The sequence below is a fragment of the Actinomycetospora rhizophila genome (assembly GCF_042657905.1).
Taxonomy (GTDB): Bacteria; Actinomycetota; Actinomycetes; order Mycobacteriales; family Pseudonocardiaceae; genus Actinomycetospora; species Actinomycetospora rhizophila.
On the sequence record NZ_JBHSKG010000027.1, the window covers coordinates 63,141 to 77,294 of the forward strand.

13 protein-coding genes and 1 pseudogene are annotated in these 14,154 nt (G+C 74.7%); 11 read left to right on the forward strand and 3 right to left on the reverse strand.

What is annotated here, in order from left to right; genetic code table 11:
* Window positions 1–3: 3 nt before the first annotated feature.
* The 10 genes from ACFPK1_RS31275 to ACFPK1_RS31320 are packed head-to-tail and all read left to right on the forward strand — an operon-like array spanning window position 4 to window position 10,551.
* A complete protein-coding gene (locus ACFPK1_RS31275) occupies window positions 4–2,322 on the forward strand; it encodes a hydantoinase B/oxoprolinase family protein (RefSeq protein ID WP_378024860.1) in 2,319 nt (772 codons plus the stop codon).
* The gene (locus ACFPK1_RS31280) at window positions 2,322–3,890 is read left to right on the forward strand and encodes an FAD-dependent monooxygenase (protein ID WP_378024861.1); all 1,569 of its coding nucleotides are present in this window, start codon (window positions 2,322–2,324) and stop codon (window positions 3,888–3,890) included. The genes ACFPK1_RS31275 and ACFPK1_RS31280 overlap by 1 nt, the downstream gene beginning before the upstream one ends.
* Window positions 3,887–5,458 (forward strand): (2,3-dihydroxybenzoyl)adenylate synthase, encoded by a 1,572-nt coding sequence (locus tag ACFPK1_RS31285; RefSeq protein WP_378024862.1) that lies wholly within the window; start codon window positions 3,887–3,889, stop codon window positions 5,456–5,458. Before ACFPK1_RS31280 ends, ACFPK1_RS31285 begins: the two co-directional genes overlap by 4 nt.
* Window positions 5,455–6,207 (forward strand): maleate cis-trans isomerase family protein, encoded by a 753-nt coding sequence (locus ACFPK1_RS31290; protein ID WP_378024863.1) that lies wholly within the window; start codon window positions 5,455–5,457, stop codon window positions 6,205–6,207. The genes ACFPK1_RS31285 and ACFPK1_RS31290 overlap by 4 nt, the downstream gene beginning before the upstream one ends.
* An 11-nt stretch (window positions 6,208–6,218) precedes the next feature.
* Window positions 6,219–7,415 carry a cytochrome P450 gene (locus ACFPK1_RS31295; RefSeq protein WP_378024864.1) on the forward strand — a complete coding sequence of 399 codons (1,197 nt, stop codon included), beginning with the start codon at window positions 6,219–6,221 and terminating at the stop codon, window positions 7,413–7,415.
* Window positions 7,412–7,630: a hypothetical protein gene (locus ACFPK1_RS31300; RefSeq protein ID WP_378024865.1), complete on the forward strand. Its 219-nt coding sequence runs from the start codon at window positions 7,412–7,414 to the stop codon at window positions 7,628–7,630. The genes ACFPK1_RS31295 and ACFPK1_RS31300 overlap by 4 nt, the downstream gene beginning before the upstream one ends.
* Window positions 7,631–7,658: 28 nt before the next feature.
* A complete protein-coding gene (locus ACFPK1_RS31305) occupies window positions 7,659–8,387 on the forward strand; it encodes a TetR/AcrR family transcriptional regulator (protein WP_378024866.1) in 729 nt (242 codons plus the stop codon).
* Window positions 8,388–8,432: 45 nt separating this feature from the next.
* Window positions 8,433–9,056 (forward strand): VOC family protein, encoded by a 624-nt coding sequence (locus tag ACFPK1_RS31310; protein WP_378024867.1) that lies wholly within the window; start codon window positions 8,433–8,435, stop codon window positions 9,054–9,056.
* Window positions 9,053–9,298 carry a hypothetical protein gene (locus ACFPK1_RS31315; protein WP_378024868.1) on the forward strand — a complete coding sequence of 82 codons (246 nt, stop codon included), beginning with the start codon at window positions 9,053–9,055 and terminating at the stop codon, window positions 9,296–9,298. The genes ACFPK1_RS31310 and ACFPK1_RS31315 overlap by 4 nt, the downstream gene beginning before the upstream one ends.
* Window positions 9,295–10,551 (forward strand): alpha/beta fold hydrolase, encoded by a 1,257-nt coding sequence (locus ACFPK1_RS31320; protein ID WP_378024869.1) that lies wholly within the window; start codon window positions 9,295–9,297, stop codon window positions 10,549–10,551. The genes ACFPK1_RS31315 and ACFPK1_RS31320 overlap by 4 nt, the downstream gene beginning before the upstream one ends.
* 32 nt (window positions 10,552–10,583) lie before the next feature.
* Here ACFPK1_RS31320 and ACFPK1_RS31325 read toward each other — a convergent pair whose 3' ends face one another.
* Together ACFPK1_RS31325 and ACFPK1_RS31330 are read right to left on the reverse strand one after the other, a co-directional pair.
* Window positions 10,584–11,090, reverse strand: coding sequence for an SCO family protein (locus tag ACFPK1_RS31325; RefSeq protein WP_378024870.1), 507 nt, complete (start codon window positions 11,088–11,090; stop codon window positions 10,584–10,586).
* Window positions 11,087–12,559: a linalool dehydratase/isomerase domain-containing protein gene (locus tag ACFPK1_RS31330; protein WP_378024871.1), complete on the reverse strand. Its 1,473-nt coding sequence runs from the start codon at window positions 12,557–12,559 to the stop codon at window positions 11,087–11,089. Before ACFPK1_RS31330 ends, ACFPK1_RS31325 begins: the two co-directional genes overlap by 4 nt.
* 98 nt (window positions 12,560–12,657) lie before the next feature.
* On the opposite strand from ACFPK1_RS31330, the gene ACFPK1_RS31335 reads away from it, so the two are divergent.
* On the forward strand, window positions 12,658–13,587 hold the full coding sequence (locus ACFPK1_RS31335; protein WP_378024872.1) for a helix-turn-helix transcriptional regulator: 930 nt from the start codon (window positions 12,658–12,660) through the stop codon (window positions 13,585–13,587).
* Window positions 13,588–13,678: 91 nt separating this feature from the next.
* Here the strand turns inward: ACFPK1_RS31335 and ACFPK1_RS31340 are convergent.
* Window positions 13,679–14,154 (reverse strand): annotated as a pseudogene (locus ACFPK1_RS31340) (hypothetical protein); the annotation flags it as partial.

The window sequence follows — 14,154 nt, forward strand, 5'->3', positions numbered from 1 at the left end:
CCCATGGTGATGGCCGTCCCCGGCTCCGAGAGGTTCTCGAGCCGCCCGATCGACCCCGCCGTGCTCGCCGCGCAGCTGCCGGAGAGCCTGCCCGTCCACACCGTCAGCCAGGAGCAGATCGACGCGCTCGACCCGCTGACCTACGAGGTCATCCGCCACCGCCTCTGGTCGGTCACCGACGAGATGGGCGAGGCGCTCAAGCGCATGTCCGGCTCGCCGATCGTCACCGACGCCAACGACTTCGACTTCGCCGTGTCCGACGAGCTCGGCCAGGAGGTGCAGGTCGGGCTCTACAACACCATGCTCGTCGGCGCCGTCGACCTCGCCATCTACTGGACCCTGCAGCACCGCGCGACCAACCCCGGCATCGCCGAGGGCGACATGTTCCTCACCAACGACCCCTGGGTCGGCGGCGGGCTGCACCAGAACGACGCCATGGTCTACCAGCCCGTGTTCTGGGAGGGGAAGCTCTTCGGCTGGACCTCGGCGATCGCCCACCAGCCCGACCTCGGCGGCGTCGGCCTCGGCTCGTTCTCCCCGGCCGCGCAGGACGTCTTCTCCGAGTCGCTGCCCACCCCGCCGATCAAGGTCGTGCGCGACGGCGTGCTGCAGGACGACGTCGCCGACGTGTGGGTCCGCCGCTCCCGCGTCCCGATGATGATCGGGCTGGACCTGCGGGCGAAGGTCGGCGCCAACACCGTGGGGCGCGACCGCCTCCTCGCGGTCATCGAGCAGTACGGCGCCGACACGGTCAAGGCCGTGATGAAGCGGATGATGGCCGACGCCGAGTCGCGGCTGCGCGGCAAGCTCACCGACCTCCCCGACGGCACGTGGCACGCCACCGGCTACCAGGACCAGTCGCACACCGGCGACCGCGGCCTGCACAAGATCACGGTGGCGATGACGAAGGCCGCCGACCACCTGACCTTCGACTTCACCGGCACCGACCCGCAGTCCGGCGTCGTCAACTGCACCTACGCGGGCATGCGTGGCGGCGTCATGCTCGCGCTGCTGCCGATCCTCGCGGGCGACATCCCGTGGTCGGCCGGCGGGCTGATGCGCTGCTTCGACCTGGTCGCCGAGGAAGGCACGATCAACAACGCCGGCTTCCCGGCGGCGGTCGGCCGCGGGCCGATCGGGCCGGCGTGGCTGACGGGCAACCTCGTCGCCGAGTGCCTGAGCCAGATGCTCGACCAGGCCCCGGACCTCGACGCGCACGTCCAGGCCACGTGCTGCGGCACCTGGGACACCGCGGTGATCGCCGGGCTGGACCAGCGCGGGGCCGTCCCGACGCCGTTCCTCTCGATCATGATGGACCCGATGGCGGGCGGCTACGGCGCCCAGCCGCAGGCCGACGGCATGGACACCGGCGGGCTGTTCTGCATCCCGCTCGGGCGCGTGCCCGACGTCGAGATGACCGAGTTCCTCTACCCGGTGCTCGCGCTCTGGCGGCGCGAGGAGCCCGACTCGGGCGGGCCTGGACGGCGCCGGGGCGGCGTCGGGGCGTCGCTCGCCATCACCCCGCACGGCACGAGCTTCCCGATCGGCCTGGTGCTGGCCTCCAACGGCAAGGCGGTGAGCCAGAACAACGGGCTCGCCGGCGGCTACCCCGGCAACACCGGGGTGGAGTGGATCGCGCGCGGCAGCGACGTCTCCGCCGCGCTGGACGCCGGGCGGCTGCCCGCCGACCTCGACGAGATCGGCGGCGACGCGGAGCTGCAGCCCTGCTACGGCGAGACGTACGTGGCGCCCGGCGAGGTGTTCACGATGTTCTGGCAGGGCGGCGGGGGCTACGGCGACCCGCTGACCCGCGACCCCGCCGACGTCGCGCGCGACGTGCGGGAGGAGAAGGTCACGGCGGCGACCGCGCAGCAGGCCTACGGCGTCGTCCTCGACGGCACCGGCGCGGTCGACACGCAGGCCACCGACGCCCGCCGGCAGCAGCTGCGGGACGCCCGGCGCTCCCGCGGCGCCGCGGGCGGCGCCCGCGACACGATCGACCTCACCGGGGCCCGCCGGCTCGACGACAACCTCGTCGCCGTGGGCGATGCGGTCGCGTGCCGGCACTGCGCCTCGGTGCTGGGCTCCGGCGCGGTCGGCGAGCTCGACCTCGTGCGCTACGAGGGGCCGGTCGGCGACGCGGGCCCGCAGGTCGTGGACGGTGCGGGGGAGTACGTCGACGGCGCCGTGCACTTCCGGCAGTACTGCTGCCCGGGGTGCTTCACGGCGATCTCGACGGCGGTCGTGCCGGTCGACCACGTCGACGACGTGACCCGCACCAGCCGCGTGCTCGCGGACGCTGCGCCGTCGGGAGGGTCCTGATGCCGCTGCGACGGGTGGCCGTGCTCGGCGGGGGACCGGGAGGTCTCTACGCCGCGCGGCTGCTGAAGCTCGCCCGGCCCGGGTGCGACGTCGTCGTGCACGAGCAGGGCGTGCCGGACCAGACGTTCGGCTTCGGGGTCGGCCTCGCCGCGCGCACCCAGCGCCGGCTCGCCGAGGCCGACCCCGCCTCGCTCGACGACATCCTCGCGAACGCGTGGTCGCACGACATGCGGATGCGCGTCGGCGACCGCGAGGCCGGGATGAGCGTGTCCAGCCTCGTGGCGGTCGGGCGCGCGGAGCTGCTGCGGGTGCTGCAGCGCCACGCCGAGGACGCCGGGGTGAAGCTGGAGTTCGGCTCCCGGCGCACCGCCGGCGAGCTGGACGCGGACCTGGTGATCGCCGCGGACGGGGTCGGGAGCGCGACCCGCGCCGCGGGGGCGTTCGGCGAGGACGTCGAGGTCGGCAGCGGCTGGTACCTGTGGGCCGGGGTCGACGTGGCGCTGCCGCACGCGCTGTTCGCGCCCGAGCGCACCGAGCACGGCGTGTTCGTCACGCACGCCTACCCCTACGCGCCCGACCGCAGCACGTTCCTCGTCGAGACCGACGAGGCGACATGGCGATCGGCGGGGTTCGACCGGACCACCGCGGAGCTGCCGTTCGACGCCTCCGACGACGTCGCCCTCGCGTACCTGTCCGACGTCTTCGCGCGGCACCTGGACGGCCACCGGCTGATCGGCAACCGCACGCGCTGGCTGCGGTTCCGCACGGTGCGGTGCGCCCGGTGGCACGACGGGCGCACCGTGCTGCTCGGGGACGCCGCGCACACCGCGCACTACTCGGTGGGCTCGGGGACGAAGCTCGCGATGGAGGACGCGATCGCGCTGATCACCGCCCTGGGGGAGACCGACGACCTCGAGACGGCGCTGACGGCGTACGAGGAGGCGCGGCGCCCCGCGGTCACGCGGCTCCAGGACATCGCGGAACGCTCCCGCCGCTGGTGGGAGACGTTCCCCGAGCGCCTGGACCTCCCCGTCGAGCAGCTCCTCGTGGCCTACATGAGCCGCGCCGGCAACGTGCCGCTCGACCGCTTCGCCGCCGGCACCCCCGACGTCGCGCACACCGCCCTGCGGCAGTGGGCGGGGGAGGAGCCGCCGACGGAGGGCTCGCTCGTCGAGTGGGCGCTCGAGCGCGCCCTGCGCCCGTCGACACCGGGGCAGGAGCCCGACACGACGGACGAGCAGGTCGGCACCCGCGGGTTCGACGCCCGTGTCGTCCCCGACGATCCGGCGGCGCTCGGAGCGACGGTGCTCGACGTCGGCACCGACGACCGGCCGGCGGGGCGGGAGGAGGCGGTCGAGGAGGCCGTCACCCGGGGCGCCGCGGTGATCGACACCGTGTGGCTCACCGGCGGCGACGACCGCTCCAGCGTGCTCACCCGCCTGGAGGTCGCCGAGCGGCTGCGCCGCCGGACCCCGGCCCTCGTCGTCGTCGCGGGCCCGTTCCACCTGCGCGACGACTTCGCCGACGGCCTCGCCGCCGACCGCACGCACCTGGTGGCCCTGCGATGACCCGAGCAGAGTACGGCGACGTCTGGGGCACGCGGACGATCGCGGACGAGCTCCACGCGGTCGCCGCCGCCCACCCGGGGCGCGACGCCGTCGTCGCCGCGCAGGGCCGGCTGTCCTACGCCGCGCTCGACGCGCAGACCGACCGCATCGCCGTCGGGCTCGCGGACCTCGGTCTGGAGCCCGGCGACCCGGTGATCGTGCAGGTCACCAACCGGCTCGAGACCGTCGTCGCCTGGTACGCGCTGCTCAAGGCCGGCCTGGTCCCGGTCGCGACGCTCGCCGCGCACCGCGGGCACGAGATCGCGCACATCAGCCGGGCGGTCGGCGCCCGGGCGCACCTCGTCGAGGCCGGGACGAAGGGCACCGACCTCGTCGTGTTCGCCCACGAGCAGGCGCGCGACCACCCGACGCTGCGGCACGTGCTGGTCCTCGGTGACCTGCCGAGTGCCGACCTCGACCCCGACGAGGCCCGCAAGCGCGTCGAGGAGATCCAGCGCGGCATCGACCCCGACGACGTCGCGGTCTTCCAGCTCTCCGGCGGCACCACCGGGGTCCCGAAGCTGATCCCGCGGCGGCACGCCGAGTACTGGTACAACGCCCGCGCCTACGCCGACGTGCTCGGCTGGACCGCGGACGACCGTGTCGGCCACCTCATCCCGGTGATCCACAACGCCGGCATCACGTGCGGGGTGCACGGGGCGCACGCCGTCGGCGCGTGCCTCGTGCTCACCGACCACGACCTCGACACCGCCATGCCGCTGCTGGTCGCCGAGCGCACCACCTCGGTGCTGTTCGGGCACGTGCACTACCGCGCGCCGGAGCACCCGCGCTACGACGAGCTCGCGGCCACCCTGCGCGTGGTCCTGCTCTCCGGGGCCAAGGTGTCGCCGGAGCTGTTCGCGGCGACCGGCCGGGGCGGCGCGTGGGTCGGGCAGCTGTTCGGCATGGCCGAGGGGATGTTCCTCGTGACCCCGCGGGACGGCTCCGCCGAGCTGCGCCGCACCACCGTCGGGGTGCCGATCTCGCCGCGCGACGAGGTCCGGATCCTCGAGCCGGGCAGTGAGGACGAAGTGCCCGACGGCGAGGTCGGCGAGCTGTGCTGCCGGGGCCCGTACACGCTGCGCGGCTACTTCGGCGTCGACCGTCCCGAGGCGTTCACCTCCGACGGCTTCTACCGCACCGGCGACCTCGCGGCGGTCCGCGTGCTGGACGGCCACCGGGCGGTGTCGATCGAGGGCCGGATCAAGGACCTCATCAACCGCGGCGGCGAGAAGATCAACGCTGAGGAGGTCGAGCTCCTCCTGCTCGCGCACCCCCACGTCGTCGAGGCGGCGCTGGTCGCGATGCCCGACCCGCGCCTGGGGGAGCGGGGCTGCGCCTACCTCGCGACCGACGGCGCCACCGTCACGCTCGACGACCTGCGCGCCCACCTGGCCGCGCTCGACGTCGCGAAGTTCAAGTGGCCGGAGCGCGTGGAGCTGCTCGAGGCGCTGCCGCGCACGAAGGTCGGGAAGCTCGACAAGAAGGCCATGGCCGCCGACGTCGCGGCCCGTCTGGAGACGACATGAGCCACCACCGCATCGGGATGATCGTCCCCAGCTCCAACGTCACCGTGGAGACCGAGATCCCGGCCCTGCTCGCGCGCCACCGCGACGCGACGTTCTCGTTCCACGGCAGTCGCATGCGGATGCACACGGTCTCGCCCGAGGAGCTCGCGGCGATGAACGACCAGCGCGGGCGGTGCGTCGACGAGCTCGCCGACGCCGGCGTCGACGCGCTGCTCTACGCCTGCCTCGTCGCCGTCATGGCGCAGGGGCCCGGCGAGCACCGGCGCGTCGAGTCGGAGGTCGCCGCGCAGCTGCACGAACGCGGCGTCAGGGCCGGCCTCGTCTCCAGCGCCGGCGCGCTCGTGGACGCCCTGGACGCGCTCGGGGCCCGCCGGATCGCGCTGGTCACGCCGTACGTGCGCCCGCTGGCCGAGAAGGTCGTCGCCTACCTCGAGGCGGAGGAGCTCGAGGTCGCCGACTGGGTCGCCCTCGAGGTCGCGGACAACGCCGAGGTGGGCTGCACACCGGGCGAGCGCGTGATGGATGCGGCGCGCGGGCTCGACCTCACCGGCGTCGACGCGCTCGTGATCTCCGCGTGCGTGCAGATGCCCTCGCTGCCCCTGGTCGAGCGCGCCGAGCAGGAGCTCGGCGTGCCCGTCCTCTCCGCCGCCACCGCGGGCGCGTTCTGCCTGCTGCGGGGCCTCGGCCTCGCGCCCGACCTCCCCGACGCCGGCTCGCTCCTGCGCGCCACCACTCCCGCCCGCCTCTGAGGAGCCCCGCCATGACCACGACCGAGTCCGGCGCCGTCCCGTTCAACCCGCTCGCGCCCGGCCCGATCGACGAGGTGCGCGCCGAGCTCGCCGAGGTGCGCTCCGGCTGCCCCGTGCACCGCGTCGCCCCCGGCCTGGGGTTCGCGGGCCGGCACGAGGTGGTCCGGCAGGCGCTGCTGGACCACGGGACGTTCAGCAACCGCGGCAACTTCGTGCTGGAGGGCGACGGGGACGTCGACCCGCCGGCGCTGATCACCCAGAGCGACCCGCCCGAGCACACCGCGCTGCGGGCGCTGCTGCGGCGCGGCTTCGCGCGCAAGGCGATCACCGACGCGGCGCCGTGGGTCCGGGAGTACGCCGACGAGCTGATCGACGCCCTGGTCGCCGCGGCGCCCGAGGGCGGTCCCGCCGATCTCCTCGGCCAGGTCGCCCTGCCGCTGACCGCGCGGGTGATCGCGCGGCTGGTGGGGGTGCCGGCGGAGGACTCCGACGAGCTCGCCCGGCTCTCGCTGGCGATCACCGCGATCCTGCCGGCGAGCTTCGTCGGCACCGACGAGTGGCACCGGCTCGAGGAGTACTTCACCGCGGCCGCCCGCTCGCGGCGCACCGACGAGGACCCGCCCGACGACCTCGTCACGCGCCTGGCGCTCGGCCGGGTGGACGGGCGCGAGCTCACCGACCAGGAGGTGGCGTTCCACTCCTGGCAGCTGTTCGTCGCGGGGCTGGAGAGCACGGCGTACACGATCGGCTCGACGGTCCACCAGCTGCTGGTCGACCGGTCCCGGTGGGAGCGGCTGCTCGCCGAGCGGTCGCTCGTCGACCAGGTGCGCGAGGAGGGGCTGCGGTACGGATCGGCGATCCGCTGGGTGCTGCGCACGGTCACCGCCGACACCGAGGTCGACGGCGAGGCGCTCGCCGCCGACGAGCGCCTGATCATCGGGCTGGAGTCGGCGAACATGGACGAGGCGGTCTTCGGGGCGGACGCCGACGCGTTCGTCCTCGACCGCCCGACTGCGCGCCGACACTTCTCGTTCGGCCACGGCGTGCATCTGTGCCTCGGCGCGGAGCTCTCGCGCATCGAGATCTCCACGGTGCTCGACGCCCTGCTCGACCGTCTCCCGACGCTCGCGCTCGCCCCGGGCGCGACCTACGGGGACGTCGCGAGCCCGATGTTCTGCGGGCCGCAGCGCGTGGACGTGGTCTGGTGACCACCCTGTCGATCGGGCGGCTCGGCGGGATCGTCGGCCCCCTCTACGGCGGGCTGCTGCTCACGGCCGGGCTGCCGACCCCGGTGCTCTTCTACGCCTTCGCGGGCCCGGCGCTGCTCGGCGCGCTCGTCATCCTCGCGATCCGCCGGCCCGCGGTGCCGGAGCCGGCCGCGGGCGCGGGGACGGGCGCGACCACGGAGCGCGCGTCCGCGTGACGGCGGCACGCCCGTATCGTCGCCGGTCATGAGCGCGGCGGAACCCGACGAGCTCCCGGCCCGCAAGCCGCGCCGGGAGCTGGTCGAGGCCCAGATCTACGAGCAGGCGACCCGGCTCTTCGCCGAGCGGGGCTTCGCCGGCACGAGCCTGCAGGACATCGCGGACGCGATGGGCATGACCCGCCCGGCGCTCTACTACTACGTCAAGAACAAGGACCAGCTGCTCGCGCGCCTGGTCACCGAGATCACCGAGGGGCCGGCGGCGGCCACCGAGGAGATCGCCGACTCCGACGCCGACGCCACGGCGAAGCTGCGGGACCTGGTCCTGCTCGTCGCGGGGCAGCAGGCCCGGCACGCCGCGCGGTTCCAGCTGGTGATCCGCTCGGAGTCGGAGCTGCCCGACGACCTCGCCGTCGCCCACGAGGCCGCGAAGCGCCGGGTGCTCGACGGGTTCTCCCGGGTGGTCGACCAGGGCGTGCGCAGCGGGGAGTTCCGCCCGCGCCCGGTGCGCACGACCGCGCTCGCCGTGATCGGGATGTGCAACTGGGTGGCGTGGTGGTTCCGGCCGGGCGGCGCGCAGTCGCCGGACGAGGTGGCCGAGCAGATGGCGGACATGGCCGTCTCCCTGGTCGCGCAGGCGCCCGACCGGCTCCCGGAGAGCCCGCGCCCCGACGACCCGGCGGCCGCGCTGCGGCTGCTGCGCCAGGACCTCGACTACCTCGAGAGCGTGCTGACGACGGAGACGTCGAAAGATTGACGCTGACGTAGAGAGCTCGTAGCCTGGGGTCAGGAGGTACGAGACATGGCTGAGCTCGAGCACAAGGTCCGCGGTGTCGACCACGCGGCGTTCCCGACGTTCGACCCCGCGGGGACGGTGCGCTTCTACCGCGACGTCCTCGGCTTCCCGGTGGTGCACTCGATCTGCGCCGCCGGGTGGGGCCCGGAGAACCACCCGGACTTCATCCACTTCTTCTTCGACATCGGCAACGACGACCGCATCGCGTTCTTCTACTACTTCGGTCTCGAGCCCCAGCACGCCCACGAGCGCGGCGACGTCTACGCGGGCTTCGGCCCCGAGGTCCCGGAGTTCTTCGTGCGGTCGCGCCACCTGGCCATCCACGTCGAGGACGACGCCGACCTGCTCGAGTACCGGCGCCGGCTCGACGACTCCGAGTGGCCCGTCGAGATGCAGATCCAGCACGAGACGATCGAGTCGATCTACACGCACGACCCCAACGGCTTCATGGTCGAGTTCACCCGCGCGATGCGTCCCGTGACGCCGCAGGAGGACCTCGACGCCAACCTGACGATCGACGCCCTGCTCGACGTGGTGGCCGCGCCCGACCCGAGCTTCGGCAAGCTGCTGGCCCGCAAGGCCGAGCTGATCGTCGAGCGGGCGGCCGACTGGGAGCTGGCCCAGTCATGACCGCGCTCTACGTCCTCGACGTCCCCGAGAACACGGCGGTGGCGAAGGTGGCGGGCGAGGACGCCGCCGTCACCGTCAACAAGATCGGGCCGTACTTCGAGATCACCGCCGAGGGCCCGATCGTCGTCGACCGGCGCGCCACCGGCTGCCGGCACGCGGTCTGGTACTCCTGCGTCGCGGGGGTGGCCGGGGGAAGCATCACCCAGCACGACAAGGACGCGCTGCGGGTCGACCCGGCATGAGCAGCCCGACCACCGAGCGGCTCGGAGCGGGCCGGTACGTCGCGGTCGACGAGCGTCCCGCCGCCACCGTCACGAGCGTCCACGAGCTGACGACCGCCGACGGCGCCACCGTGCGCGGGGTGCTGGCGACGGTGCCGGGCGCGCGCACCGTCGTGTGCCTCATGCACCCGCGCCAGGACCTCACCCACCACGCGCTGGTGCCGCACCTGCTGCGCGCCGGCGCGGCGGTGTGGACCCAGCACACGCGCTCGGTCAACAACGACCTCACGCTCGTCCACGAGCAGGCGCTGCTCGACGTCGCCGCGGGCATGGTCTTCCTGCGCGAGCGGGGGTTCGACGCGGTCGTCCCGCTCGGGCACTCCGGCGGCGGCACGCTCTACGCCTTCTACCTCGAGCAGGCGGGGCTCGCGCCGGCCGACCGGCTCGCGACCACCCCCGCCGGGCGCCCGACGACGCTCGCCGACGCCGCGATGCCCCCGGCCGACGGCGTCGTGTTCCTCGCCCCGCACCCCGGCCAGGGCCGCCTGCTGCTGGGCTGCATCGACCCGTCGGTGGCCGACGAGACCGACCCGCTCTCGGTGGTGCCGGAGCTCGACCCCTTCCGCGCCGAGAACGGGTTCGCCGAGCCGCCGACGAGCGCGTCGTACGCCCCGGCGTTCCTCGAGCGCTACCGCGCGGCCCAGCACGAGCGGGTCGCCCGCATCGACGCCGTCGCCCGGGAGCACGTCGCCCGCGCCGCCGAGGCCCGCGCCGCCCACAAGGTCTCCGGCGACCCCGCCGACCGGCGCCGCGCCCTCGCCCCGCACGTCATCACGGTCTTCCGCACCGACGCCGACCCGCGCACGGTCGACCTGTCGCTCGACCCCAGCGAGCGGCCCTACGGCTCGCTGTTCGGGGCGCGGCCCGACCTCATCAACTACGGCCAGGTGGGGTTCGGGCGGCTCACCACCCCCGAGGCGTGGCTGTCGACGTGGTCGGGGCTCTCGACCAATGCGGACTTCGCCCGCTGCGCGCCGGGGGTCACCGTGCCGACCCTGGTCGTCGAGCTCACCGGCGACCAGGCGGCGTTCCCGTCCGACACCCGCGCGATGGTCGCGGCGCTCGGGGCGGCGGACCGCACCCACGAGACCGTGCGCGGCACCCACTTCGGCGGCGCCATCGCCCCGGGCGAGCCGACGGGCAACGCGCTCGCCGCGGCGCGCATCACCGCCTGGCTCGCCGACCGGCACGAGCTCGCTCCGCCCTCCACGTGAGCGAAGTTCGGGGCCATGGCCCCGAACTTCGCTCACGTCACGGGGTGCGGGGTGGTGAGGCGGGCGAGGTCGGCCGCGATCGTCGCGGCGTCGGCGGTGTCGGGCCAGTGGTGGGCGGGGCGGCCGTCGGGGTCGAGCAGGTAGGTGATCGCGGTGTGGCGGATCTGGTCGCTGCCGTCCCGGCGCGGGCGTGCGAACACGCGGAACGCCGCCGCCGCGTCCTGCACCTGCGCCGCCGACCCGGTCAGACCCGTGAAGCGCGGATGGGCGTCCGCGAGGAAGGCGCGCATCACCTCCGGGGTGTCGCGCTCCGGGTCGACGGTGACGTAGAGGGCGACGACCGGGGCGGAACCGCCCAGCAGGGCCGGCGCCTGCTCGAGTGCGCTGTCGAGCTTCGCCAGCGCGCGGGGGCACACCACGCGGCAGTGGGTGAAGCCGAACTGCACGAGCTGCCACGAGCCGCGGTAGGTGGCCTCGGTGACCGCGCGGCCATGGTGGTCGACCAGCGCGTAGGTCGCGCGGATCGGGGGCGCACTCACGGTGCCGCGACGACGTCGACGGCCGGCCCGTCCGGCACGGTCAGGACCCCGTCCGGCGCGCTCACCTCGACCCCGCCGAGCCGCACCCGCGCCCCGTCCGGCAGCCGCCCGAGCACGACGCGGCCGTCCCCGGGCACCGCGGTCTCGCGGCGCAGGCGCGCGTGCAGGACGCCGTCGACGACCTCGGCGCGGCTCACCTCGACGTCGCGGTCGACCTCGACCAGCGCCGGCTGCGCGTGGTGCTCCGGGCCCCACGGCTGCTGGTAGAGGCCCCACAGGCCGTCCGGGACGTTCAGCCGCGCGTACCCGAGCAGGACGTTGCCGCTCATCGGCTCGATGTCGGTGCGCCGGCCCCGGTCGTCGGTCGGGGTGTCGTGGCGCGGGTAGTACAGCCCGGCGTCGCGCCAGGTGGGGTTCATCCGCCGGTCGGCGTGGGCGAGCAGGCGGTCGAGGGTGTCGCGGTCGCCCATCTCGGAGGCCCACGCGGCGACCCAGCCCGTGTCGCAGGTGTCGGTGACGAGCGTCTGGCCCATCACCTCGCGGACCGGCGCCGAGCGCACCGAGAGCGTGCCGTCGGCACCGGTCACATCGCCGGGAACGAGGAACGCCGCGACCTGGCGCGGGTAGTGCCGGTGCACGAACTCGCGGTTCCACATGGTCATCAGCGCGCCGCACCACGCGTCGACCCACGGCGAGGGTGCTTCGTTGGGACGGACCGCGCGGCTGTCCTCGAGCACCATCATCGCGTAGTGCCCGTTCTCGTCGAGCCGGCCGAAGTCCGCCCACGCCTTCTCGTAGCCCGCGATCACCTCGTCGGCGCGGGACCCGCCGTGGATGAGGTCGTGCAGCCGGAACCCGAGGATCGCGGGCTGGTTGCAGATCTGGAACACGCAGTTGGGCTCGCACGCGACGCCGAGGTAGCCGTTCTCGACCATCTGCCAGTAGAGGTGCTCGGTCAGCGAGTCGCGGTCGTAGGAGAACCGCTTCTCCCCGCCGCCCCAGAAGAACGACCAGTGCCGGAACGTCAGCGCTCCCGGCGCGGCGTAGCGGTCGTCGGCGAAGAGGTGGTCGTGCAGCAGGGCGCAGGACTGCACGTACGCCGAGTACATGATGTTGTCGCGGACGACCGGGTCCCACTCCTCGTGCAGCTGGTCGACGAGGTGGGCGTTGAACACCGCGCCGCCGCGGCTGACGTCGCGCCAGTAGAGCCACACCTCGGGCAGCAGGAGCTTCTCGATCAGCCGCTGCATCGTCGGCGCGAAGAGGCCCGGCGCGGCGGGCAGGCGGTGGCGGTGGGTCAGCGCGAGCCCGTAGACCATGTAGGCGAGCTGGAAGCGGTAGCCGCCGAAGTCGTCCTGGCTGGTGCCCTTGCCCTGCATGAGGGACCAGTCGTTGGGCCACTGGCGCGACAGGTTGTCCCAGTGCCGCAGATGCCCCAGCTGCTCGCGATCGAGCACCGCTCCCGTCACGGCCCCGACGCTAGGGGCCCCGGCGAGACCGGCCCGGCGTTGCGGGAACCGGCGTGCGGCGGTGCCGGAACCGGCGATCCGGACCTAGCATCACCGGCGTGTTCTGCGCGGTGGCGGACTCGGTCGAGGCGTGGAGCGCCGTCGCCGACGACTGCTTCGTGCCGCTGCAGGTCCGCCCGCCCGGGACGGGGCGGCGGGCCTTCCGCGGCGAGGTCGTGTCCCACGCGCTCGACCACCGGGTGACGCTCGCGCGCATCGCGGCGTCGTCGTGCCGCATGGTCCGCACGACCCGGGCGGCCGCGCGCGACGGCTTCCCCGACACGCTGTTCCTCTCGCTGCAGCGACGCGGCACCTTCCGCGCGACGCTGGCCGGCCGCACCGCGCTGATCACCGCCGGGCAGGCGGTGCTCTACCGCAGCCGCGAGCCGATGACGCTCGACGTCGACGACGGCGCGTGCCTCACCCTCCAGGTCCCCGTGGCCGCCGCCGGCCTGCGCGGCGCGCTGGTGGACGCCGCACTCGCCCGACCCGTGCCGGCGACCCACCCGCTGCTGCGGGTGCTCACCTCCACCGCCGACGCCCTCGAGGCGGCGGCCCCGGACCTCGACGCGGTCGCCGGGGCGCGGATGTCGTCGACGGTGGTCGACCTGGTCGACGCCCTGCTGCGCTCGGTGGCCGGCGACGAGGAGGCCCGCCCGACCGGCCCCGCCGCGCTGGCGACGGCGATGCAGCGGTTCCTGCTCGACCACCTCGAGGACCCCGCGGTGTCGGTCGACGCGGTCGCGCGCCGGTTCGGCGTCTCGGCGCGGTACGTCGGGCGGGTGTTCGCCGAGGCGGGGGAGCCGCCGCCCGCGACGTGGCTGCGCGACGAGCGCCTGCGCCGGGCGGCGCGGCTGCTCGAGCGCACGCCCGCGCCCACGGTGGCGGCGACGGCGGCGCGATGCGGGTTCGCCGACGTCACGACGTTCACGCGCGCCTTCCGGCGCCGGCACGGCGTGCCGCCGGGCACCTGGCGCGAGCGCGTCTGACGCGCGCCCCCGAGCGCACCACCGCCCCGCGACGACGGGCGGCGCGGGGCGGTGGGGACGAGCGGGGACGAGCGGGGACGAGCGGGGACGGTCAGCGGCGGGGTCCCCCGCGCGGCGGCGTCGACGGCGCGACCGGCTCGGTCACGCCGGGCTGCGGGTCGCCGTAGGGGTCGCCGGGCCGGGTGGCCCCAGCCGCGGCCGGCGTGCCCTCGGGCGGCGTCGGCGTGGTCTGCGGCGCGGGCGGCGGCGCGGCGTACTCGACCGTGGCGTCGTGCGCCCCGCCGTTGCCCTGGCCCGAGAGCCCGTTCGGGGCGTACGCGCGGGCGTCGGCCTCCGCACGCTCCCGGCCGGTCCGGAAGTCGCGCCGGACCTGGTCGGAGTTCTGCTGGGCCTTGCGGTACCCGGAGTTGATCAGGTCGGCGGCGGCGTCGCGGCCGCCCAGGCCGAACGCCAGCGCCGCACCGAGCGCGACCGCGCCGATCAGGGCGATGTAGGTCGCGTTCACGATCGTCTGGGCGATGCCGAGCTGGTTGAGGATCATGAACACGGCGATGGCCATGACCAGCG

What these genes read in the sequence shown, in the direction of transcription:
- ACFPK1_RS31275 (WP_378024860.1), top strand. Translation starts at nt 4, where the DNA reads ATGGTGATGGCCGTCCCCGGCTCCGAGAGGTTCTCGAGCCGCCCGATC.
- ACFPK1_RS31280 (WP_378024861.1), top strand. Translation starts at nt 2,322, where the DNA reads ATGCCGCTGCGACGGGTGGCCGTGCTCGGCGGGGGACCGGGAGGTCTC.
- ACFPK1_RS31285 (WP_378024862.1), top strand. Translation starts at nt 3,887, where the DNA reads ATGACCCGAGCAGAGTACGGCGACGTCTGGGGCACGCGGACGATCGCG.
- ACFPK1_RS31290 (WP_378024863.1), top strand. Translation starts at nt 5,455, where the DNA reads ATGAGCCACCACCGCATCGGGATGATCGTCCCCAGCTCCAACGTCACC.
- ACFPK1_RS31295 (WP_378024864.1), top strand. Translation starts at nt 6,219, where the DNA reads ATGACCACGACCGAGTCCGGCGCCGTCCCGTTCAACCCGCTCGCGCCC.
- ACFPK1_RS31305 (WP_378024866.1), top strand. Translation starts at nt 7,659, where the DNA reads ATGAGCGCGGCGGAACCCGACGAGCTCCCGGCCCGCAAGCCGCGCCGG.
- ACFPK1_RS31310 (WP_378024867.1), top strand. Translation starts at nt 8,433, where the DNA reads ATGGCTGAGCTCGAGCACAAGGTCCGCGGTGTCGACCACGCGGCGTTC.
- ACFPK1_RS31315 (WP_378024868.1), top strand. Translation starts at nt 9,053, where the DNA reads ATGACCGCGCTCTACGTCCTCGACGTCCCCGAGAACACGGCGGTGGCG.
- ACFPK1_RS31320 (WP_378024869.1), top strand. Translation starts at nt 9,295, where the DNA reads ATGAGCAGCCCGACCACCGAGCGGCTCGGAGCGGGCCGGTACGTCGCG.